Below are 23,633 nucleotides of genomic sequence, written 5' to 3'. Positions count from 1 at the left end.
TATGGAATCATTAAGTAATAAGAAAAAAGTACTGGAACAAAAGCCACTGAGCTTTATGGAGCGTATGTACCTACCGGCAATTGCCAAGGGTATGGGCATCACCATCAGTCACTTATTTAAGAAAGAGGCTACTATTAGATATCCTGAAGTAGAACGCGAATTCTCTACGAACTTTAGAGGGATGCACTCGCTAAAACGTGATGAGAATGGTAAAGAACGTTGTACCGCCTGCGGTTTATGCGCTTTATCTTGTCCGGCTGAAGCCATTACCATGATTGCAGCTGAACGTAAACCTGAAGAGAAAGACTTATACCGCGAAGAAAAATATGCAGCAACTTACGAAATCAATATGCTGCGTTGCATTTTCTGTGGATTATGTGAAGAAGCTTGTCCAAAAGAGGCAATTTACTTAGATGGACCGATTGTACCTGCTGATTATTTACGTAAAGATTTTATTTACGGAAAAGACAAGTTGGTAGAGGCTCCATTGGAAATGAAAAAATAAAATGATGGTTCGTGAAGACACGAACTATGGTAAATAATCTTAAGCCTCGGTTCGTGTCTTCACGAAACGAAATATAAATAATGGTTTGTGGAGACACAAACCATGGAACATAAATAAATAAACAATTAATGAGTACACAAGTATTCTATTTCGTAGCCACATTAAGTATCATCTTTTCGCTGATGGTGATTTTTGCAAAAAATCCGATTCACAGTGTATTGTACTTAATCCTTACCTTTTTTACCTTCACTGTTCACTACGTGTTATTAAATGCGCAGTTTTTGGCAGTGGTAAACTTTATTGTTTACATGGGGGCCATTATGGTATTGTTCCTTTTTGTACTGATGTTACTTAACCTGAACAAAGAAACTGAACCGAGTAAATCGCCGCTGATCAAAATTGTAGGTGTAATTGCTGGCGGTTGTTTGGTTGTAACCTTAATAGGTTCTTTAAAATCAGCAAGTATTACCAGTCCATTGATTTTGAAAAATCCAGGATTAGGATTGGTAGAAAATCTAGGCAAGGAGCTTTTTGGTCCATTCTTATTGCCATTCGAATTGTCATCTCTGTTACTATTGGCAGCAATGGTTGGAGCCGTTTTATTATCTAAAAGAGATGAGGTAGAAGCATAATGGAAAATTTATTCACACAAGCAGCAGGCGTTCCGCTAAACCACTACATCTATTTAAGTGCCATTATTTTTTCTATCGGCGTTATAGGCGTACTTACCCGCAGAAATGCCATTGTAATTTTTATGTCGGTTGAGCTGATGCTAAATGCGGTTAACTTACTTTTAACAGCATTCTCGGTTCATAACAATGACCCATCAGGGCAGGTTTTCGTATTCTTCATTATGGCTTTGGCAGCTGCAGAGGTTGCAGTAGGCCTGGCAATTATCGTAATGGTTTACAGAAATACGAAATCAGTAGATATTAATGTTTTAAATCGCCTTAAGTGGTAAATATATAATAAGAATGACAATAGAACAATTGATTTGGTTGGTTCCGTTACTTCCTTTTTTAGGGTTTGTAATTAATGGGCTAGGCAGAAACTCTTTATCTAAAGGACTTGTTGGTATCATCGGAAGTGGGGTAATCTTAGCCTCCTTTATTATCAGCGTAGTTATTTTCTTTAGTTTACAAGGCAACACACAAAAATCTCACGAAGTATTTTTATTCGATTGGATCAGCGCGGGTGCATTACACATTCCATTATCCTTCCTGGTTGATCCTCTAAGCTCGATCATGCTTTTGATCATCACCGGAATTGGTTTCCTGATCCATTTATATTCCACCAGCTATATGCACGATGATGCAGGTTTCGGTAAGTTTTTCTCTTATCTAAACCTGTTTGTATTCTTCATGCTTTTATTGGTATTGGGATCAAACTACATCGTTATGTTTATCGGTTGGGAAGGCGTAGGTTTATGCTCTTACCTGTTAATCGGTTTCTGGTATACAAAGAGTGCTTATGCTTCAGCAGCTAAAAAAGCTTTCGTAATGAACCGCATCGGCGATTTAGGCTTTTTGTTAGGCGTATTCTTAATCTTCACCACTTTTGGTAGTGTAGAATTTGCTAAAGTTTTCCCTCAAGCAGCTAATATGTTGCCCGGTAACGATACGCTGGTTTTAATTACCATCTTGTTGTTTATCGGTGCCTGCGGTAAATCGGCTCAATTGCCTTTGTTTACCTGGTTACCAGATGCAATGGCCGGACCAACACCAGTTTCGGCTTTGATCCACGCAGCTACAATGGTTACAGCTGGTATTTACATGATTGCACGTTCGAGCGTATTGTTCGATCTTGCTCCGCTTACACAGCACATCATTGCCATTGTTGGAGCGGCTACAGCTTTAGTTGCAGCAATTATTGCTTTAACACAGACTGATATCAAAAAAGTATTGGCTTACTCAACCGTATCTCAGCTGGGGTATATGTTTTTAGGTCTTGGCGTTGGCGCTTATACAGGTTCGTTTTTCCACGTATTAACGCACGCATTCTTTAAAGCACTATTATTCTTGGGCGCAGGTTCGGTTATTCATGCCATGCACCATGAGCAAGATATGCGCCATATGGGCGGATTGAGAAAGAAACTTCCTGTTACTTTCTTAACTATGTTGATCGGCACCATTGCCATTGCAGGTTTACCACCGTTCTCTGGTTTCTTCTCAAAGGATGAAATTTTAGCACATGCTTTCCAGGCTAGTCCAATACTTTGGGGAATTGGGGTTTTAACCGCATTCTTAACGGCATTTTATATGTTCAGAATGATGTTCTTGACTTTCTCTGGCAAATATCGTGGAACACATCACGAAGAAAGCCATGTGCACGAATCGCCAACTGCGATGACTTTCCCTTTGATCATTTTAGCTGTTCTTGCAGCAATTGGTGGAGTAATTAATCTTCCTCATGTTTTTGGTGGAAACGAATGGTTGGCGCATTGGTTATCGGGAGCAGGAGTTGCACAGCATGAGTTGGAATTAAGCCACTCAACTGAATATTCGTTAATGGGTGTTTCGGTAGCAGCAGCTGTAATAGCTTTATTATATGCTTACACCAGATATGTAAAGGGGGCACGCGTTCCTGTTGCTGATGAAGCACCGCGTTCTGCTTTAGCTAAATTATCCTACAATAAATTCTACCTCGATGAGATTTATGATTTCCTAATCACTAAACCATTAGATGCACTTTCGAAATTCTTTTATAGGATTATCGATAGCAAATTCATTGATGGAATTGTGAACGGACTGGGATGGAGCACAAACGAAGCTAGTAAAGGTGTTCGTTTGCTACAAAGCGGAAACGTAGGTTTCTATATATTTATGATGGTATTTGGTATCATCGCGTTACTTGCATATACATTTTATTACATATAAAAAGGGTTCAAAATTAAATAATGGAACAACTTTTACTACTTATATTTCTTCCGCTTGTAGGTGCAATTATTACTGCATTTACTGGTAAGTCGGCTAAAATAGTTTCGACCGTATTTTCGGTTGTTTCTTTGGTTTTGACTTTGGTTATCGCCGGTAATTTCATTCCAAATGCAAGTACCCAGTTTGAGGTTAATTTGCCATGGATTGCAGATTTAGGCATCAATTTCCACGCAGGTATCGATGGCATTAGCATGCTTGTGGTATTGCTAACCAATTTATTGGTGCCGATCATTATTTTATCGAGCTACAACCACCAGTATAAAAATTCAGCTGCATTTTATGCGTTGATTTTGTTTATGCAATGTGGTTTATTGTTGGTATTTACGGCATTAGATGCGTTCTTGTTCTATATTGGATGGGAAGCAGCATTAATTCCAATTTACTTTATCTGTGCCATCTGGGGAGGAAAAGACCGCATCCGTATCAACATGAAATTTTTCGTGTATACCATTGCAGGTTCATTATTTATGTTGATGGGTATTATTTACTTATATCTTCAAAACCCGGCACATAATTTTGATATTCAAGCATTTTATGCTTTAAACTTGGATAGCGCACAACAGGGATGGATTTTCTGGGCTTTCTTTATCGCTTTTGCCATTAAGATGCCAATTTTCCCTTTCCATACCTGGCAGCCTGATACTTATACCGTGGCCCCTACACAAGGAACGATGCTATTATCGGGTATCATGTTAAAAATGGGTATTTATGGCGTAATTAGGTGGTTATTACCAATTGTTCCGACAGGCGTTCACGAGTGGGGCCAAGTGGCTATTGTTTTATCAATCATCGGTATTGTTTATGCTTCGCTGATTGCTTTTACACAAAAGGATGCTAAACGTTTGGTAGCTTATTCATCTATCGCTCACGTTGGATTAATTTCAGCAGGTATCTTCGCTTTCAACCAGCAAGGTATGCAAGGTGCGATGGTACAAATGTTAAGTCATGGTATTAATGTAGTGGGTTTATTCTTTGTTTTAGATATTATCTTTTCCCGTGTTAAAACCAATAAAATTGAAGAGTTGGGTGGAATTGCGAAAGTAGCACCACAGTTGGCGCTTACTTTTCTGATCATTGTTTTAGGCACGGTAGCTTTGCCGGGAACAAACGGATTTATTGGTGAGTTTTTACTGCTAATGGGCGTTTACAACTACGGCATTTGGGCTGCAGCTATTGCAGGATTAACCATTATCTTTGGTGCAGTTTACATGTTGCGCATGTATCAAAATGTAATGCTGGGCGAAACCAACAGCTTAACCATCACTTTTACCGATATTAAAGGGACCGAAAAATTGATCCTTTATACAATTTGTGCACTGATTATTATTTTGGGTGTTTATCCGAAACCAATTTTGCACTTAACAGAGGCATCTGTACAACATTTATTAGAACAGGTAAATCAAAAATTAAACACAGTAAATTAAGCAATGAATATTATTATAACCATTAGTATAACAGCTTTTATAGTGCTTTATGCAGGTTTGTTTAAGGCAAATAAAGCATTACTACCACTTACCGTTGTTGGCTTACTTACTGCACTGGGATTTACTTTTTGTGCATGGAACGGCAATGCTGTTCATTTTGGGATGATGCAGACAGATAACTTCGCTCTGGCATTTTCAGGGATCTGTATTATCGGTACACTTTTAATCTTTTTATTAACACAGAACTATTTCCACGCTAAAAGCGATAACGTAGCCGAATATTATACCTTAATTCTTTTCGCGCTGGCGGGAATGATCATGATGGTATCGTATAAAAATATGGCCATGTTATTTGTAGGCTTAGAAATCATGTCGGTGAGTTTATACATTTTGGCCGGTATCCGTAAAAAGGATTTTGCCTCTAACGAAGCTTCATTAAAATATTTCCTAATGGGTGCTTTCTCAACAGGCTTCCTGTTATTTGGTATCACGTTAATTTATGGCGCTACGGGCTCATTCGATTTAGATAAAATACAAGCTTATCTGGTAAATAGTCAGGCAATTTCTCCAATATTCTATCCGGGTGTTATCCTGATGATGATTGGTTTAAGTTTTAAGGTTGGTGCTGCTCCTTTCCACTTCTGGACCCCGGATGTATACGAAGGCGCTCCTTCTTTGATTACCACTTTCATGAGTACTGTAGTTAAAACTGCAGGCTTTGCTGCTTTTTTAAGATTATTTGCTGGTGCACTTGCTCCACTTCACGATTTTTGGGTTGCACCACTTATGGTAATTGTTTGTTTAACCTTATTTATCGGAAACGTAACTGCGCTGTTCCAAAAAAACTTCAAACGCATGTTGGCATATTCGAGTATTTCGCACGCGGGTTACCTATTGTTTTCGCTTATTGTGTTAACCAAAAACTCTGAAAACAACGTATTGGTTTATGCAGCGGCTTACACCTTTGCATCAATTATCGCTTTTGCGGTATTAATATTAGTAAAACAAAAAACGGGTAGCGATAGCTTCGAAAGTTTCAATGGTTTAGCTAAACGTAATCCACTAATAGCATTATGTTTAACGGTAGCTATGCTTTCGTTAGCAGGTATTCCGCTAACAGCTGGCTTTATCGGGAAATATTTAATGTTCCTGAATGTAATGACTGAATATAAAACCTTACTTGTTGCATTTGCGATTTTAAATGCGCTGGTTGGCTTTTATTATTATTTTAGGGTAATTGCAGCCATGTGGTTTAAAGACGGCGCAGAAACAGAGCTTTCAGCTCCGTCACAGTACAAGGTTGTGTTACTGGTTTCTGTAGCAATTACAATAATTTTAGGTATTTATCCTGCAATTATTTTAAACCTGATATAGGTATGCTGTTGTTTGATAATTATTTGTAGTTTTACGAATAATTGAATATGCACGATTTTTGGAATAACCTGCATCAGCTACTTGATCCCGAGAAATTATTGAGGGAGGGTGGTTTCTATCTCGTCGTATTCGTTATCTATGCAGAAACGGGCCTGTTTTTTGGTTTTTTTCTTCCCGGTGATTATTTATTGTTTTTAGCGGGAATGTTTGTAGCAACAGGCAAGCTTGATGTGAACATTGCGGTGCTCTTGGCGGGCTTGTGTTTCGCAGCCATTTCTGGAAATTTTACCGGCTATTGGTTCGGGCGTAAAACTGGCCCCGTATTGTACACCAGAAAAGACAGTTTCTTTTTTAAGAAGAGATATTTAAAAGCTGCAGAGGATTATTATCACAAACAAGGTGCCTTTGCATTAATTATGGGCAGGTTTGTGCCAATAGTTAGAACTTTTGCACCGATTTTTGCGGGGGTTGTAAAATTAGAGTTTAAAAAGTTTGCGTTATACAATGTTGTTGGTGGCGTACTTTGGATCTGCTCCTTAACTTTGCTCGGTTATTTTTTGGGCAGAAGGTTTGAAAAAGAAATTAACGATTATTTATTATATATTATTATTGGCTTTATCCTTATTACAACTATACCATTATTAATTACCTTTGTAAAAAGTAAAGTAGTGAGTGGTCCTGAAGAGGATAAAACAGATTTAAATTAAAAATGGCAAAAGACGATCATCACGCATGGCATAGCGTATCTCCTGGACACAATGTTCCAGAAATTGTAAACGCAATTATTGAAATTCCAAAAGGATCAAAAGCAAAATACGAAATAGATAAAGAATCAGGTCTGATCAAGTTAGATAGGGTTCTTTTTTCATCAGTAATGTACCCGGCAAATTATGGCTTTATTCCGCAAACTTATTGCGATGATAAAGATCCATTGGATATTCTGGTGCTTTGCTCAGTAGATGTTTATCCAATGACATTGATCGAAGCGAAAGTGGTTGGTGTAATGCACATGGTAGATAACGGAGAGCAAGATGATAAAATTATTGCGGTTGCTGCTCACGATATGTCGGTAAACTACATCAACGATTTAGATGAATTGCCTCCACACCAAATGAAAGAGATTGTTCGTTTCTTTCAGGATTATAAAGCATTAGAAGATAAAAATGTAACCATCGAACATTTACTTGGTGTTCGTTATGCGCATAAAGTAATTAAAGAAAGCATAGAACTTTATAACACAACATTTAGAGAATTGGCTTAATGGATTTACCCACGGTATGTTTGTTTTTAAATTTTGAGCTAAGTGCAATCCTGCCCACAAACGTAGTTTTGGTTGCTTTACAAGAACCCGATACCACTTCTGTAGGCTGGCGATTATTCTTTGCATTATTTTTGGTGTTACTAAACGGATTTTTTGTTGCAGCAGAGTTCGCAATTGTAAAGGTCCGGGCATCACAAATTGAAATTAAAGCAAAAACAGGCAGTCGTGTTGGTAAAATGGCCAAAGGGATTATTCATAACCTTGATGGATATTTAGCCGCCACACAGCTAGGTATAACGCTTGCATCACTTGGCTTAGGTTGGGTTGGTGAAGGCGTTATGCATACCATTTTCAAAAACCTTTTCGATAGTTTGGAGTGGGGATTGAGCGATGCTTCCATCCATACTGCATCTACAATTGTTGCATTCTCGTTGATTACGATTATGCATATTGTATTTGGTGAATTAGCACCAAAATCTTTTGCTATCCAACGGCCGGTAGCAACAACCTTATTTGTTTCTGTACCATTGCAGATATTTTATGTGGTATTTAAACCATTCATCTGGACATTAAACAGTCTTGCTGCGATTATCCTTAAACCATTTGGGATCGACACTTCAAGCGGACATGAATCGCTTCATAGTACCGAAGAACTTCAGTATTTATTAGATCAGGGTAAAGAAAGCGGCGCATTGGATAATAACGAACATGAGCTGATTAAAAACGTATTCGATTTTAATGAGCGAGTGGTGAAAAATATCATGGTACCCCGCACCAAGATTTCGGGTATTGAACTAACTTCTCCGAAAGAAGAAGTGATTGATACGATTATTAAGGAAGGGTATTCCCGTTTGCCTGTTTACGATGAAATTATGGATAAAATTGTAGGGATTATCCATGCAAAAGATATTTTACCATTGGTTGCAGCGGGTAATCAGCATTGGACATTGAACGATATCATCAGGAAACCATATTTCGTTACTGAAACTAAGAAAATAAACGATCTGATGAGTGAGCTGCAAAGTAATCGCATACAGATTGCTATCGTATTAGATGAGTTTGGTGGTACTGCGGGTATGGTTACCTTAGAAGATATTGTTGAAGAGCTTGTTGGAGAAATCCAGGATGAATATGATGAAGAAAAACCATTGGTAGAAAAAGTGTCCGACAATGAGTTTATCGTAAATGCATTCGCTACTGTATATGATGTAAATGAACATCTGCCTCACGATTTACCGGAGGATGAAGATTTCGATACCATTGGTGGTTTGGTTTCTCACGTTTTTGAACGTATCCCTGAGGTAGGTGAGAGCAACGAATCATACGGATATCTATTTACCATCCTCAAAAAAACAGAGCAGAATATCGAAACAATCAAGTTAGAATTGGTGATCAATAAAGCAGATATGGTTGATAATCATTAATTTCAACTATGCATATTTTTTATACACCAGATATAACCCAAAATACTTACACACTTAACGAAGAAGAGAGCAAACATTGTGTTAGGGTACTTCGTCTTGCCGTAGGCTCGATCGTTAACCTGGTTGATGGGAAAGGTGGTTTTTACACTGCTGAAATCACTTCTGATAATCCGAAAAAAGTTTCTCTATCAATTTTAAAGGTAGAAACGGAGTTTCATAAAAGAAATCATTACCTGCATATTGCTGTTGCGCCAACTAAAAATATCGACCGCATCGAATGGTTTTTAGAAAAAGCTACAGAGTTGGGCATCGATGAAATTACACCGATTATTACCGATCGATCGGAGCGCAGGGTAGTTAAAGAAGATCGGCTCAACAAAGTAATTACTTCTGCCGTAAAACAATCCATTAAAGCTTATCATCCCAAATTGAACGATGCCATTTCTTTTGATACTTTTTTAAAAGAACCATTTGATGGTGATAAATTAATAGCGCATTGTATCGATAACGGAGAGAAACAATATATATCCAAACTTGTAGTTCCACATCAAAAATATTTAATTCTTATTGGTCCTGAAGGGGATTTCACACCTGATGAAGTTAATTTAGCTTTGAACAAAGGCTTTAAAGCATTAACTTTAGGTGATAACAGATTGCGCACAGAAACGGCTGCATTATCTGTTTGTTTTGAAATCAATTACCTTAACCGATAATCAATTTGAAGTTTTCAGTTTTCAGTTTTCAGTTTTCCAGGTTTCAGCTTTGGTACTGCTTTGGTCTATTAGCTCTTAGCTTTGTGTTTTTCGCTTTTATTCCTCCAACCTACCGCATGGCCAAATTAAAGTATAACGGTGGTGGTGATTGGTATGCAGATAGAACAGCATTGCCCAACTTAATTGCCTACTGTAATGCCAATTTGAAGACTAATTTTTATGCTGAAGAGAGTATTGTAGAAGTAGGCTCGAAAGAAATATTCAATTATCCGTTTGTTTACATGACTGGCCACGGAAACGTAGTTTTTAACGATCAGGAAATTAAAAATTTAAGGCAATACCTTACAGGTGGTGGTTTTCTTCATATAGACGATAATTATGGGTTGGATAAATTTATCCGCCCGCAGATGAAAAAGGTATTCCCGGAATTGAGTTTTGTCGAATTGCCTGCCAATCACGCATTATATAACCAAAAATTTAAATTCCCGGGAGGCTTGCCAAAAATCCATGAGCATGATAATAAAAGGCCACAGGGATTTGCGTTGATTTATAAAGGTAGAGTTGTGTGCTATTATACTTATGAGTGCGATTTAGGGAATGGTTGGGAAGATTTTGGTACTTATCCTGAAGATACACAAGAAACGAGGACTAAGGCGCTTAAAATGGGTGCAAATTTGGTTCAGTATGCTTTAACCCAATAACAAATGTATAAAGTAAAAGTAAACGATCGGTTTTTATTCGAGGTTGAAAATAAGGAGTCATCTTTTTTGGTAAACGGAGAACCCATTCAGTTCGATCTGAGTTCAATTGGGAATAATAGTACGCATGTTTTATACCAGAATAAATCTTTTAATACAGAGCTGGTTGAGCTGAACAAAGCAGATAAAACATGTAAAATAAAGGTTAACGGTAATATTTATCAGATTAGCATCGAAGATCAGTTTGATGTTTTGTTAAAACAGCTGGGCCTGGATAATTTAACTGCTAATAAAGTTTCAGAAATTAAAGCGCCGATGCCTGGTTTAGTACTAAAGGTTTTGATTGAAGAGAACGCCGAGGTAAAGAAAGGGGATAATCTAGTGGTGCTGGAAGCTATGAAAATGGAAAACATCCTGAAATCATCAACTGATGGTGTGATAAAGAAAGTTTTGATTAAGCAGGGCGATAAGGTAGAGAAGAACCAGATCTTGATTCAGTTTAAATAATTTTTGCCTCGAGGTACGTCATTTCGAGCGGAGTGAAACGAAGTCGAGAAATCTGTCTAGATAGATCTCTCCGTTCCACTGCGTTTCAGTCGAGATGACGAGTTTCATTTAAATTAGTCGAAGTGGACTACAAAATCTAAAGCATAAAAAGTCCCGATTTAATGTCGGGACTTTTCTTTTTTATTTACCTCTACTTACCCTGTAAGGTTTTTGCGGAGGGTTTTTGAAATTTCTTTTACCTGCAGTACTAATTTCTGGCGCGCCAAGCATGGTCATGGCACAACGGAAACCAACTTCTGCTGATGATTCATCTTGTTGCATAAAGCGGCGTGTTGCCGGGTTTAACCAATAAGCCATATCATTCCAAGAACCACCTTTATAAACTCGTGATTTATCGTTTACAAGCGTTACACCTTCTTCATTCAATAAAGTGTTTTGTCTATCGCGATAACCTCTTTGATCGGCCTGATAACTGGTTGACGCTACCGGAGATTGTGGATCAGTCGATTTTGAAATCGAATCAGAACGTTTCGCCTGTGCCTGTTTTTCTGCCCAGGTTTGTTTTCTTCCTGCGTAAGCGTTTTCCTTAATCGGATTACCATATTTATCCAATGCAATTTTACCGCTTTGAGAATCCTCTAGTTTTTTATTGGTGAAATAGTTGCCACGATAAGGGTTAAATGCATCTGCATCCGTAAATGTGCCTGTTCTGTACACATCATTAACCCATTCATTCACGTTTCCAGCCATATTATATAAGCCGAAGTCGTTTGGTGCATATTGAATAACGGGAACAGTTAAATCTCCTTTATCATTTAATGAACCACCAACACCCATATAATCGCCAGGTGCCCTTTTAAAGTTGGCCTGAATCATACCTCTGGTTTTCTTTTTGGCAGAGCTCACACCTAAGCCATTCCACGGGTAGATTTTATTCTGATTGATGTTTTCGTATTCTGTATTGCCAATTAAACCTAAAGCAGCATATTCCCATTCGGCTTCTGTTGGTAAACGATAAGGCTGCATAATTACACCATCCTCTAGTGTCGCAGTTCTTCTAGGCTGGTTGTTTTTGCCTCCGGATGCTGGGGCTGCTGTTCCTCCAGCTGTTGATGTAGCTGCACCTGATTTTGTATTGTAATCGATTGGTGCATTTTTCCCCTTATCATCATACTGGCCATTTAAGTATGCATCAGTATTAAAAGGTTTGTCTGGCTTTGGAGTCGCCGCTGCTGTAGTAGCAGCATTGCTTTTTCCATTACCGGCTAAAGTTTTATAATCAGTTAAAATTCCTTTTTCGCGTAGAATAAATTCGTTAGCTCTCGAAGTTCTCCATTCGCAATAACGTGATGCCTGCTCCCATGAAACACCTACAACAGGGTAGTCACGGTAAGCTGGGTGTCTTAAGTAGTTATCTACATAAGGTTCGTTGTATGATAATGCGCGGCGCCACACTAAAGTATCAGGAAGCTCATTATAATAAAACTCACGATCTTCAGGGTAGTTGTATCTGATCCAATGTAAGTATTCTAACCAATCGGTATTCGATACTTCAGTTTCATCCATGTAAAAAGATGGAACAGTAACCTGTCTTTTGTAATTGTAAATATTTGGCTCAACACCCGGTACTTCGATGGCACTACCACCAACAACTAAAACTCCACCTTCAATTGGAATCAAGCCTGGTCCTGGAGCTCTCTTGTATTGAGTAGCTACAGCAAAAGCACCAGATTGGTTGTTTTTGCTTTTCCTATCGGCATAGGGAATACCTGTTTTGCTAGAACTGTTCCCTCCTTTTGAGCTACAGCTCGTAAGTAGGGCAGCTAATGACAAACAAGTAAAAGAATATAGTAACAGTTTTTTCATATAGTTCGTTGGGAAAATCGTCCCTATAGGGATTCAACCGATAAAATTAAACAATTTTAAATGAATATATAAATAATGTGGTAATAAAATATCGATTATATTTTTGAGTGATAACGTATTATTTTCTGTCGTATTGTGTCTACTTAATTTTTCAGTTAAATTTAGGTTAAATAATTATAAATAAGCAAGATAAAAAGAGAGGGAGGTGATTGAGAAGTGCTGTTGGCAAGCCATTAGCCCAATAGGTGGAATTACTTATATTACAGCTCAGGTCATCTCAATATTAATTTTTTTATGTTTTTAGTGACAGCTTAAACGTGCATATATAAAAAGAGTATTGTTATAAGTTTATTGAGATTGCAATAAATTAACCATATTTGATTTAAAGATTATTAAGTTGACAAATCGAATTAATAATTTTTATAGAAAAAAGAAAATAGCTCAATTATGATGTTAAATGGTTATTAGTTATGGGTTTAGGTTTTTTGCAGTCACACCTGTATGTAAAAATCGTATGTTTAATTAGTAAATAATCATAGAATTCGTAATTTGGTGAAATATAAGTTTTGGTTTTACGTTACAGAATATATTCTCCAGTTGTTGCTAAATACCAAAATCTAAAATTACGTACCTTTAAAGGATGAATTTCAAGTACATCAGTAAACTTGCTTTTTCTGCACTCTCAATGGCCTTGGTGTTTGGTAAAACAAATGCTCAGGTAACCATAGGCAATACACAAACAAATGGTAGCGAGGCAAACAATATTGTAACAGCAGTTCCATTTCTGCTCATTACGCCCGATGCCCGTGCCGGTGCAATGGGTGATGCTGGCGTGGCCGTTGCTGGTGATGTAAATTCAGCGAGCATTAATGCTTCTAAACTTGCATTTTTAGATAAACCTTACGGATTTTCTGTTTCTTATAGCCCATGGTTAAAAAGTTTAGTGCCTGATATTAATCTTGCCTATTTAAGTGGGTTTTATAAATTGGATGATCGTAATACCATTGGTGCCTCATTAAGGTATTTTTCTTTGGGCTCTATTCAGCTTACCGACATTAACCAACAAGACCTGGGAATTTCTAATCCGAATGAATTAGCTTTTGATGTTTCTTTTGCCCGTAATTTTGGTGAGGAATTTTCATTGGGAACATCATTAAGGTATATTTATTCAAATTTAGCTTCAGGTCAATTTTCATCATCGGGGCAGGTTCATAGCGGAAATGCGGTAGCTGTAGATGTGTCGGGTCTATACAAAACAACAACTACAATGTTTGGCAGGCAGACTGTTCTTTCTGCAGGTGCTAATATTTCCAACATTGGAACAAAAATGAGCTATTCTGACGGTGGAGAAAATTTCTTTTTACCTACCAATTTTAAAATAGGAGGCGCGTCTACAATCACTGTAGACGATTTCAGCACCTTAACTTTTGCCCTTGATTTTAATAAGTTGCTAGTGCCAACGCAGCCGATATACGATTCGAATAATAACATTGTGAGCGGAAAAAACCCTAACCGTTCAGTACCTGCGGGAATTTTTGGTTCGTTTAGTGATGCCCCAGGTGGTTTTAGTGAAGAATTAAAGGAAGTAGGAATTTCAACGGGCTTAGAGTACTGGTATAACCAACAGTTTGCAGTGAGAGCAGGTTACAACTATCAGAGCCCAATGAAAGGCGATAGCCGCTACTTTACTTTGGGCCTTGGATTAAAATACAACGTTTTTAATATAGATTTCTCTTATTTGATTGCAAATGCACAAACAAGTCCACTTGCAAATACCTTACGTTTTGGTCTATTGTTTAACTTTGGCGACAAAAAAATTGTTAAAAAGTAATTTTAAGCGATCAGTTTATAATTAACAGATTAACGTGTTTAAACAATTAACCTAAATACCCATGAAAATTAGAGTAGGTTTCGGATTCGATGTACATCAGCTAAAAGATCAGCATCCTTTTGTTGTTGGTGGAGTTACATTAGATCATCATAAAGGCGCTTTTGGGCATTCGGATGCCGATGTTTTGCTTCACGCCATCTGCGATGCGCTTTTAGGGGCAGCCAACCTTCGCGATATTGGTTTCCATTTTAAGAATACAGATGATAGGTGGAAAGGCATCAGTAGCCTCGTTTTATTGAAGGAAACGGTTAAATTGTTGACCGAAAAAGGATGGCAAATTGGGAATATAGATGCGATGCTTTGTTTAGAAGCGCCAAAAATTAACCCTCATATTCCTGCTATGCAGCAAAATATTGCTGAAGCGATTGGAATTTCTACCGAAGATATTTCGATAAAAGCCACTACCAATGAGCAAATGGGATTTATCGGCAGGGAAGAAGGTGTTGTTTCTTATGCCGTTTGCCTGATAGAAAAACCTTAATTCGTACTAGAATTTTCGGGCGGTTAAGTAAGAAATCGGTAAGCCTATGCAAAAAATCAGTATTACCGCATTTAAAATCGCCCGTTCATAATGAAACGGTGCTGCAGGTATTTTGGTTAATGGAACAATCAAGAGGGTCATGATCGTCCAAACGATAATCCCGTAAATTACTCCTGATAGGATGATATTCTTTCGTAAAACAGGTGTTTTTATTGATGCAATAGTAAAAATCAGGGTGAAGCAAAAAGCAATAAAGTAGTGGAATGCTAAACCTATTAGGGCTGTTTTAGTCCCTCCAGCAAAAGCATTTGGCCCCATAATAGCGCTGGAGATATACTGAAATACCCCCATAAAATTCATCTTTCCTAAAAATATAACTGCTGCCAATCCATCTAATGTTCCAGCAATAAGCGCAATCAATAAAACCTGTTTAAAGGAAAATATAGTTTGGTTAGATTTTTCCATAAACAATAATAATGTTTTTTTAAATAGCTTGTTATGAATTGTTTATGTTTTTCTTTGGGTTGTGTGCAATAATATTAAATTTTGATTCGGAGCGTTCATATAGAGTTTGTCGAAATGCTTTACATTGCATTTTAGCCAGCCCTTCGACAGGCTACCATTGACAGATCCTAATAGAATGGTCGTCATTGCGAGGCACGAAGCAATCTTAATGCGCTCGCTACTAGCGATAGTTGTAAGATTGCTTCGTCGGCTGAAAAAGCCTTCTCGCAATGACGATATCTTGATGAGAAGCATTACGCCAATTGCTCCTTAACGTTTCCTGTCCGCTTTAACGTTCCCCAGGTTTCCAGTTCCCCTTTTATGGCTTTTCTGAACGAACGGAATAGTACAATATACATTAATTGTCGCCAGAAAAACCGCTGTGGGAATATGTAAAGTAAATTCGTGTATTTTTCTTTTTCCATGCGGAAGGCGATTGCAGCAAAAATCATATCTACAACAATAAAGATGATATAATAGAAAAGTACCTGGCCAAAACCGTTATGCAGGCTTAAAATTCCTGAAAATCCGGTTAGGGTTAAATTATTTATAGCACTTAACGAAAATAGACCACTAATTAACGAGATGAACATAAAAAGATCGGCAAGTGGAGAAAATAGCGGCAAAATGATCTGATAGATCAAAATATTTGGCATTCCTACCATCCCAAAGTAACCATATTTCTTGTTTAGCAGTGTTTTTCTGTTTTTCCAGAAACTTTGCATTACGCCAAAACTCCAGCGGAAACGTTGCTTAAGCAACATATTCACCGTTTCTGGTGCTTCGGTATAAGCAATTGCAGTATCACAATTTTTTACGCGGTAACCTGCTTTCAAAATACGCATGGTTAAATCGCAGTCTTCGGCAAGTGTATCAATGGTAAATCCGCCGATTTCTAAAATTACATTTTTTCTGAAAGCACCTATTGCTCCAGGAACAACAGTAATTGTATTTAATAAGTCGAAAGCACGCCTATCCATATTCTGTGCGGTGATATATTCAATAGACTGCCATTTGGTAATGATATTGTTGGCATTCCCAACTTTCACAGTACCAGCTACTGCCGCAATTTGGTCACTATAAAAATAACGCATCAGTTCGGTAACGGCATCATCTTTTAGCTGTGTATCGGCATCTATACAGACCACAAATTCGGAAGTTGCTTTTGATATACCATAATTTAATGCAGATGCTTTACCTCCATTTGCTTTGCGGAAAACCTTTACCTGAGGGTGGTTGCCAAAGTGTTCATTAATAATTTCGAAGGTTTTATCTTTCGAACCATCATCCACAAAAATCAGTTCAAAATCGGGGTAGGTGGTTTTTAAAAGACTATTAATGGTTTGCACAGCAGTAACTTCTTCATTGTAAGCCGGAATGATAATACTCACTTTTTCTGAAGGATTTACTACCAATTTGCTGACATTCTGTTTCGCTCTTTTTCGCTGTCTGATGGCTAAATAGGCGATAAATATCGTCCTTAAGATAGCAAGTACAATCGCTACAGAAAATACGATGTTTAAAATCATGTTTCCATAGTAAAAGAAATTGATGAAAAAGTAATCACCAGAACCAGAAAAACCACTATTTGCCATAGATTTTACCGCAGGCATTAATTCCGATCTTTTTTTGCCCATTAAATCGCCAACCGTAGTAAAGGTATACCCCTTGGCCTTAAAGAATTTTATAATCCGGGGTAGGGCTGCAACAGTAGCTTCGCGGTTTCCACCAGCATCGTGTAATAAAAGGATATTACCGTTGTCCTGTTGTTTCACTACTTCGTTAAAAATCTGATCGGCAGTTTTGCCTGGTTGCCAATCTTCAGGATCTATATATTCCCCGATATTGATGTAATTTTCTTTACGGCTCTGTGCAACAGGCAGAATTTCTGAAATATTTTGGGGTTCGGCATCAGCATTAAATGGTGCACGGAACAGGATTGTGCTGTGACCGGTAACCGCTTCAATTAATCTACGGGTGGCATTTAGTTCGAACTTTACCCTTCGTGGTCCAATGGCCGACATATCAGGATGGAAGAAAGTATGGTTTCCAATTTCATAACCATCATTATATTCCTGTCTTAACAATTCCATGTTCTGTTCAGCCATAATGCCAACCACAAAGAAACAGCCTGGTACTTTTTCTCGTTTCAAAATATTTAATACCTGTGGTGTATAAACCGGGTCTGGCCCATCATCAAAGGTTAAGGCGATTTTCTTATCGGCCTCTCCAAACCTTTTAATTACATATTGCTCTGGAAGTCTGATATACTTTTGATCGGCAATGGAAAAGTTGTCTTTGTTTAAAGTGAACTTTACACTACCAGGTGTAGGGGTAGAAATCAGGTCCAGAATTTCGCCATCGCCTAAGTAGGAGATTCCACCCATATTTAATGAAGCAATTTTGCGTAAATCGAAGGGTTTTTTCTTTAATGTATCCAAACTAAGGTCATTGGAAATAAACGACCATAAGCGTTTGTCTTCTGAACCTAAGCGCCATAAGGCTACACCAGCAATATCCCAATCATCAGCCTTGCGGATTAAATTAAAATAGGTTGCCGCATCAGTAAAGTAAACTTCATGTTTAATCCCACTGCCATCGTTGTAAGTGTAGTTTAAATTGGCAGAAGCAGGATTATAGTTTATTTTGCTTTTATAATTAACGGCCATTGTCATCGCCTGCTCGTAAGTAACCGGTTGCCCAATGCTATTTTTTGGCCAATCGTAACCGTAGCAAGCCAAGGCAAGGATTACTTTGCTGGCATCCACTTTACTGCAGATATCATCAAGCTTTTCCTCCACCCATTCCTGATGGGAAATATCGCCTGCGTTACTTTGTTCAGTATGCTGATCATAAGCCATTAATACGAGGTAATCATTATATTTTTGAAGAATTTCTGGCTTATAATCGTCATTTTCGGGTGAAATATCCTGAGAAACAATCAGTTTCTCGGTGTGAAACTGAGTATATAGATTTTTCATAAAAGCGTTAAAACTATCGCTATTTTGGAGGTTGAGCTCTTCGAAATCTATATTAATTCCACTATAGCCGTATTTTTTGGTAATTGCTATAAGATCGTAGATCAATTTTTGCTGGGCAGATTGATCGTTTAATAATCTTCTTACTGCTGCACCATCCCAATGATCTTTATTGTAATTTGAAACCACCGCAATAGCCGATTTTTTGCCGGCATGTATTACTTTTAAGGCCGCAGTATCTGCTTTATCTACAATAGAATCACCATTTAAAAAGAACGACTCTGTAGCCACCATATCCAAATGGCTAATGTTGCGTTTTAAATCTGATATTGATGATTCTTTACTGGCTGCCCAGCTTACGTAAAATGCCATGTTGATGCGCTTGCTGTTACCTCGATGGCTTAAAATGCGGTATTCACGATCTTTTTTGATCTTTTGCAACTTAGATTTTTCGATGGTGAAATCCTTATACTGTTGCGATTTTTTTAACTTCTCTAACTGTTTTTGTGTTAACGGTGTATTTGTATTGATAAAAGGCAAATTAGGTGCCTGTACTGAAGACAGTGTGTACACCACGCAGATGATTGCGATAATGAAGACTAAAAAAAACGTGCGGCTTACCCATGTAAATGTATGCCAGCGTCTTTTGGTCTCAGTTTGAAATATTTGTTTTCCGGACATTTTTCTGTTCTGATTTATTAATCAAATGTCACTAACGAATATGAAGATTGGATGAATGATTAATGGGAGAGTGGTTGAGCTGATGGATCGCTATTCCAGTTTTAAGATGCTGATTTACTTACTGTTTATCAGGTGCATAAGTGGTGTTCCCGGATCTTTTCATCATTAAGAAGTTAAGGTTTTCTTGCGTAAATTAAGATGCGCTTCGTCCTCCTGAACTTGTTTCTGGATCTTTTAGTTTTGTTTATTTAGCAAGAGGATGTTTTCGGCTGGGTTGTCCTGTATATGCGGGTACAAAAAAAGCCGACAAATTTTATAAAAAATGCCGGCTCAAAATATAATTTATTTAAACTTCTTTACTCCTCTAAATAACCGAACCTACCTTGGTTGTAATCTTCAATTGCCTGATGGATTTCGGCTTCAGTATTCATTAAAAACGGACCATACTGAACAATTGGCTCATCTATAGGTTCTCCACTTAAAATCAAAACCACGCTATTTTCCAGCGCTTCGATCTTAATCTCTTCACCTTTGTTTTTGAAGTGGATAAAATCATCTACGGATGCGGTTTCGGACCCATTAATTTTGATCGAACCTTCAATCACCATAAATCCGGTATTAAAATGCTCAGGAAAGTTAAAAGTAGCTCCACCACCTTTATTTAGCCTGGCATTATAGAGTTCTATGGGGGTAAAGGTATTTGCGTTGCCTTTTATACCCCGATAATTACCAGCAATGATCTCGATTTTTCCTCCATTTTGGGGAAGATCAAAATGAGCCATATCAGCCTGCTTAACTGCCTGATATCTTGGTTTACCCATTTTATCTTTAGCAGGCAGGTTAATCCAAAGCTGAACCATTTGAAAAGGACCACCAGCTAAGCTGTAGTTCGCTTCGTGATATTCTTTATGTAGTATACCACTTGCAGCTGTCATCCATTGTACATCGCCGGGGTTAATCACACCGCTGTTTCCAGAGCTATCGTGATGGGCAACCGCACCATGATAGGCAATAGTTACCGTTTCGAAGCCTCGATGTGGGTGAACACCAACGCCCCTAGGTTCTTTCCTGGCAGAAAATTCGATCTTTGAACCATAATCCATTAAGAAAAACGGACTCATATTGATTTTATATCCACTTGGGAAAAAATTGTGTACCCTAAAGCCATCGCCAACCATATGTGGTGCTGGCGCTTTTAGTACTTTTTCTATTTGTTTTGTTTCCATTACCTTTTATAGTTAGATAAGGCATGGGGCTAAGCGCATAGTGCCGCCATACGCTTAGCTCTACGCACTATGCTTGTTTCACAAACTGTAATTCGCCTAAAATGCGAACTTCTTCACTTACCATTACGCCACCGGTTTCTAATGCTGCGTTCCAGGTTAAACCGAATTCTGAGCGGTTAATTTTTCCACTTAAAGTAAATCCTGCTTTGGTATTTCCCCATGGATCGGTAGCAATACCACCAAATTCTGCAGTTAATTTAACCGGTTTGGTTTCACCTTTAATGGTTAAGTCACCTTTAACAGTATAATCGCTGCCATCTTTTTCTACTGAATTAGATTTAAATTCGATGTGAGCAAATTTTTCTGCATCGAAGAAATCTCCGCTCTTTAAGTGATTGTCGCGATCTGTATTTCCTGTATCGATTGAACCGATATCACCTTTGAAAGAAATTTCTGCATTTTCAAATTCATCACCTTCAGATGATAACTCTGCTGAGAAAGATTTTAAACTACCGGTTACAGTAGTAATCATTAAGTGTTTTACTTTAAATTGTAATTCGCTGTGGGTTGGATCTAATGTCCATTTTGTAGTTGGCATATCTTTTGTTTTTGAGATGTTTAATATTTACAACACAAAAGTACAGCGCAGGTTTTTACTACAGATTGATGTATGGTAAGTAATGATTGAATGATTGAAAGAAAGAGGGATTGAATGTTGTAACGTTGAAATGTTAGATTTGAATAAGCCCTTCCCTCATTCAAAATTCACTCACTCACTATTCAGTCTAAGGCCTGAAATGTTTATTGGCCAGTTCTTTTCTCACACGGCTTAACGATTCGGGAGTAATGCCCAGATATGAGGCAATCATCCATTGTGGTACGCGGAGGGTAAGGTTAGGATAGAGTTTTATAAAATCGAGGTATCTTTCTTCAGCAGTTGCACTTAATAACATATTGATCCTTTTCTGCATAAAGCGGATCGAATTGTTGAGCAGTTTAATTTGCATGGGTTGCAAACATGGTACTTGCCTGGCGGCTTCTTCCATGAAATTGTTGGGCATTAACACGGCTTCGGTTGCTTCGATGGCATCTATAAAAAATATTGACGGCTCATTATTCATGTTGTTGCGATCAGACACCAGCCAGTTTTCGGGCGCGAACTGAAGGATGTGTTCTTTGCCTTTCGCATCAATTGAGTACGCGCGTAATAAACCTTTGCCTACAAAATACCCGTGTTTGAAATTATCGCCGGTATATTGAACTATTTCGTTTTTCTCGAATTTTTTAACCTTTAAAACAGATGATATGCTTTCGAACTGTTCATCAGTTATTTCTATTTTTTCCTGTAAGTATTTCTGGAACTGACGAATCATAAAGGCGGGATGTTATTTTTTTACGGGCTTAATATCGGAAAAATCTACACCACATTTACAATTACCACCACATCCATCTTTTTTTACCTGTAAAGATTTAAAAACCAAACGGCCAACATATACCAATGCTACCGCAAAAAGTAAAAAGACTAAAATCGTTTGAATATTCATAATACAAATATAAAGGGTTTTAGGAGGAAGGTGTTCAGTTGAATGTAAATATATTGAGCACAAATCTTGTTTTACCACAGAGAGAATAGCATTTTACACAGAGGACACCGAGAGGGTTTTTAATGCATTTTTTGCCACGGATTCACAGAAATACGGAAAAATTATTTCTCTGTGTACCTCTGTGCCTTTTTCTTCGTGAGCTCGGTGGTTAGTCTTCGACTTCGCTCAGGCTGACAAGGATACCTATTTGTGTTCTCTGCCCCTTTTCTTCGCGAGCTTTGCGGTTAAAAAGTTATTCCTCCATAAAACCTACAGTACCACCAACCCAATCGAAATCTGCGTTGTAGCGTACGCCAATCATTTTTCCTTTGCTCAACCTTGCCAGATTAATGCAAAGCTGAGGCTCACCACCATCGGGCCATAAATACATCATCCTGATTTCAGCCTTAACGCCACCATCAGGTGCCTGTACAGCTGGCTCGTAATTTACTTTTCTTTGTAAAATCCAGTTTTCGGGATCTTTTATATTGGTAATGTCTGTTTCGCTTACATCGATAATTACGCCCATACCAGCGAAAGAGAATAATGGTTTAAGTACATAGTTTTCTAAATCTTTTGGAATAACCTTTACCTCGTTCAAGAAACGTGTTTCGGGCACAAATTCGCTTTTTAAGAAAGGCATGGTGTATTTGCTGATGCGGTAAAACCAGTTTGGATGGGTTACCCATTCTACATCCAATTCTTCACGTGGGTCGAAACTGTTTTTGAAAATTTCGGTGTTATTGGCTACCTCATCAAATATCAGGCGGTTATAAATTCTTTTTAACTGGATCTTTTTGCCATCTTCTTCATAAAAAAGCTGTTTGCCTACTTTTTTAATGTCTTCCAGTGCTAAAATCTTAATGCCCAACATTTTTTGGGTAACAAAAAAATCAATGGCCGTTTTTTGGTTAGGCGCATCTACATCCATCAGGGCTACTTCTTCTGGTTGATGGGCGCCAATAATGACTTCTTTAAGCAACTTGATATACGCTTCTTCGTTAAAGCCGTTTAAAAAATGATTCACAGCACCATCAATCTCAAAACTTGTCCGGAAAGTTTTAGCCAAGTGATGCTGAAAGCCATATAAGGAAGGAAAACCCTGCATTTCGATTAGCATGGGTGTAAGCTCTCCGGCTTGATTTTTACAAATACCAAAATCGAAGGTTAAAAAGTGGGGCTGTTCGTTTTCATTAGGTACGTTCCAGTTGGAGGGGATAGCCTTTTCAGTAAGCGCTTTAAAATTAGGTTGCTTAATCAGGTTTATAATTTCATTTCCTGCCGCAATTAGTTTTTCTTTCAGTGCTTTCGGGATAAATACTGGCGTTTCTGCAACCCTGAAAGGGATTTCCGGATAACCATTTTGCAGCTTGGCGATGAAATTTTTGTATTTTTCTTCTGTAAATTGCTGATTGTATTTTTGGCGTTGAGCAGGTATCATAGGTTTGTAATTGGTTCTGGTTTACAACTTGTCATTGCAAATGAGAGATCGTCCTTTCGTCCGTAGTGGAGAAATCCTTTAACTTTTTATCTTAAACATGTTTAATAGATTTCTCCGTTCCACTGCGCTCCAGTCGAAAT

The 23,633-nt window shown here is 37.9% G+C and carries 22 protein-coding genes; 14 read left to right on the top strand and 8 right to left on the bottom strand.

All coding sequences use genetic code 11. The features are described from left to right. Position 1: 1 nt before the first annotated feature. The 12 genes from LQ201_RS10705 to LQ201_RS10650 all read left to right on the top strand — a co-directional run bounded on the left by LQ201_RS10705 (position 2) and on the right by LQ201_RS10650 (position 10,842). Positions 2–505: an NADH-quinone oxidoreductase subunit I gene (locus LQ201_RS10705; RefSeq protein ID WP_025146332.1), complete on the top strand. Its 504-nt coding sequence runs from the start codon at positions 2–4 to the stop codon at positions 503–505. 128 nt (positions 506–633) lie between these two features. Beyond that, positions 634–1,137, top strand: a complete 504-nt coding sequence (locus LQ201_RS10700) for an NADH-quinone oxidoreductase subunit J (RefSeq protein ID WP_029274747.1) — start codon at positions 634–636, stop codon at positions 1,135–1,137. Further along, positions 1,137–1,466 (top strand): NADH-quinone oxidoreductase subunit NuoK, encoded by a 330-nt coding sequence (gene nuoK / locus LQ201_RS10695; protein ID WP_029274746.1) that lies wholly within the window; start codon positions 1,137–1,139, stop codon positions 1,464–1,466. The genes LQ201_RS10700 and nuoK overlap by 1 nt, the downstream gene beginning before the upstream one ends. A gap of 13 nt (positions 1,467–1,479) precedes the next feature. Beyond that, on the top strand, positions 1,480–3,381 hold the full coding sequence (gene nuoL, locus LQ201_RS10690) for an NADH-quinone oxidoreductase subunit L (RefSeq protein WP_371823046.1): 1,902 nt from the start codon (positions 1,480–1,482) through the stop codon (positions 3,379–3,381). 20 nt (positions 3,382–3,401) lie between these two features. Then, the gene (locus tag LQ201_RS10685) at positions 3,402–4,865 is read left to right on the top strand and encodes a NuoM family protein (protein WP_230142244.1); all 1,464 of its coding nucleotides are present in this window, start codon (positions 3,402–3,404) and stop codon (positions 4,863–4,865) included. A 3-nt stretch (positions 4,866–4,868) separates the two neighbouring features. Continuing rightward, positions 4,869–6,239, top strand: a complete 1,371-nt coding sequence (locus tag LQ201_RS10680; protein WP_230142240.1) for an NADH-quinone oxidoreductase subunit N — start codon at positions 4,869–4,871, stop codon at positions 6,237–6,239. A 47-nt stretch (positions 6,240–6,286) separates the two neighbouring features. Further along, on the top strand, positions 6,287–6,946 hold the full coding sequence (locus LQ201_RS10675; protein WP_029274742.1) for a DedA family protein: 660 nt from the start codon (positions 6,287–6,289) through the stop codon (positions 6,944–6,946). A gap of 2 nt (positions 6,947–6,948) precedes the next feature. Further along, positions 6,949–7,500, top strand: coding sequence for an inorganic diphosphatase (locus LQ201_RS10670; RefSeq protein WP_025146339.1), 552 nt, complete (start codon positions 6,949–6,951; stop codon positions 7,498–7,500). Then, positions 7,500–8,924, top strand: a complete 1,425-nt coding sequence (locus LQ201_RS10665) for a hemolysin family protein (RefSeq protein WP_230142239.1) — start codon at positions 7,500–7,502, stop codon at positions 8,922–8,924. Before LQ201_RS10670 ends, LQ201_RS10665 begins: the two co-directional genes overlap by 1 nt. 8 nt (positions 8,925–8,932) lie before the next feature. Further along, positions 8,933–9,637, top strand: a complete 705-nt coding sequence (locus tag LQ201_RS10660) for a 16S rRNA (uracil(1498)-N(3))-methyltransferase (protein ID WP_230142237.1) — start codon at positions 8,933–8,935, stop codon at positions 9,635–9,637. A 116-nt stretch (positions 9,638–9,753) separates the two neighbouring features. Further along, on the top strand, positions 9,754–10,338 hold the full coding sequence (locus LQ201_RS10655; RefSeq protein WP_029274737.1) for a DUF4159 domain-containing protein: 585 nt from the start codon (positions 9,754–9,756) through the stop codon (positions 10,336–10,338). A 3-nt stretch (positions 10,339–10,341) separates the two neighbouring features. Further along, positions 10,342–10,842 (top strand): acetyl-CoA carboxylase biotin carboxyl carrier protein subunit, encoded by a 501-nt coding sequence (locus LQ201_RS10650; protein WP_230142235.1) that lies wholly within the window; start codon positions 10,342–10,344, stop codon positions 10,840–10,842. Between the two features lie 180 nt (positions 10,843–11,022). On the opposite strand, the gene LQ201_RS10645 is transcribed toward LQ201_RS10650, so the two are convergent. Continuing rightward, the gene (locus LQ201_RS10645; protein WP_230142233.1) at positions 11,023–12,708 is read right to left on the bottom strand and encodes an SUMF1/EgtB/PvdO family nonheme iron enzyme; all 1,686 of its coding nucleotides are present in this window, start codon (positions 12,706–12,708) and stop codon (positions 11,023–11,025) included. A gap of 640 nt (positions 12,709–13,348) precedes the next feature. Between LQ201_RS10645 and porV the strand changes: the two genes are divergently transcribed. Together porV and ispF are read left to right on the top strand one after the other, a co-directional pair. Then, entirely contained in the window at positions 13,349–14,539 is a 1,191-nt protein-coding gene (gene porV / locus LQ201_RS10640; RefSeq protein ID WP_057931413.1) for a type IX secretion system outer membrane channel protein PorV, read from the top strand. A gap of 61 nt (positions 14,540–14,600) precedes the next feature. After that, complete coding sequence (gene ispF, locus LQ201_RS10635; protein ID WP_215129999.1) at positions 14,601–15,080, top strand: 2-C-methyl-D-erythritol 2,4-cyclodiphosphate synthase; 480 nt, start codon at positions 14,601–14,603, stop codon at positions 15,078–15,080. A gap of 6 nt (positions 15,081–15,086) precedes the next feature. On the opposite strand, the gene LQ201_RS10630 is transcribed toward ispF, so the two are convergent. The 7 genes from LQ201_RS10630 to LQ201_RS10600 all read right to left on the bottom strand — a co-directional run bounded on the left by LQ201_RS10630 (position 15,087) and on the right by LQ201_RS10600 (position 23,493). Further along, entirely contained in the window at positions 15,087–15,545 is a 459-nt protein-coding gene (locus LQ201_RS10630; RefSeq protein WP_230142232.1) for a hypothetical protein, read from the bottom strand. Positions 15,546–15,838: 293 nt separating this feature from the next. Further along, the gene (locus LQ201_RS10625) at positions 15,839–19,243 is read right to left on the bottom strand and encodes a glycosyltransferase (RefSeq protein WP_230142229.1); all 3,405 of its coding nucleotides are present in this window, start codon (positions 19,241–19,243) and stop codon (positions 15,839–15,841) included. Positions 19,244–19,599: 356 nt separating this feature from the next. Continuing rightward, the gene (locus tag LQ201_RS10620; protein ID WP_230142227.1) at positions 19,600–20,469 is read right to left on the bottom strand and encodes a pirin family protein; all 870 of its coding nucleotides are present in this window, start codon (positions 20,467–20,469) and stop codon (positions 19,600–19,602) included. A 67-nt stretch (positions 20,470–20,536) separates the two neighbouring features. After that, positions 20,537–21,067 (bottom strand): YceI family protein, encoded by a 531-nt coding sequence (locus LQ201_RS10615; protein ID WP_230142225.1) that lies wholly within the window; start codon positions 21,065–21,067, stop codon positions 20,537–20,539. Positions 21,068–21,254: 187 nt separating this feature from the next. Further along, the gene (locus LQ201_RS10610) at positions 21,255–21,842 is read right to left on the bottom strand and encodes a Crp/Fnr family transcriptional regulator (RefSeq protein WP_230142222.1); all 588 of its coding nucleotides are present in this window, start codon (positions 21,840–21,842) and stop codon (positions 21,255–21,257) included. A gap of 12 nt (positions 21,843–21,854) precedes the next feature. After that, positions 21,855–22,013, bottom strand: a complete 159-nt coding sequence (locus LQ201_RS10605; protein ID WP_230142220.1) for a FeoB-associated Cys-rich membrane protein — start codon at positions 22,011–22,013, stop codon at positions 21,855–21,857. 292 nt (positions 22,014–22,305) lie between these two features. Continuing rightward, positions 22,306–23,493 carry a hypothetical protein gene (locus tag LQ201_RS10600; protein ID WP_230142218.1) on the bottom strand — a complete coding sequence of 396 codons (1,188 nt, stop codon included), beginning with the start codon at positions 23,491–23,493 and terminating at the stop codon, positions 22,306–22,308. Positions 23,494–23,633: the final 140 nt, after the last annotated feature.

Origin of the sequence: Pedobacter sp. Bi126 (genome assembly GCF_918698245.1) — a bacterium.
Taxonomy (GTDB): domain Bacteria; phylum Bacteroidota; class Bacteroidia; order Sphingobacteriales; family Sphingobacteriaceae; genus Pedobacter.
Note: the sequence above shows the minus strand (reverse complement) of the source record. Positions and strands in the feature narration are given on the sequence as shown.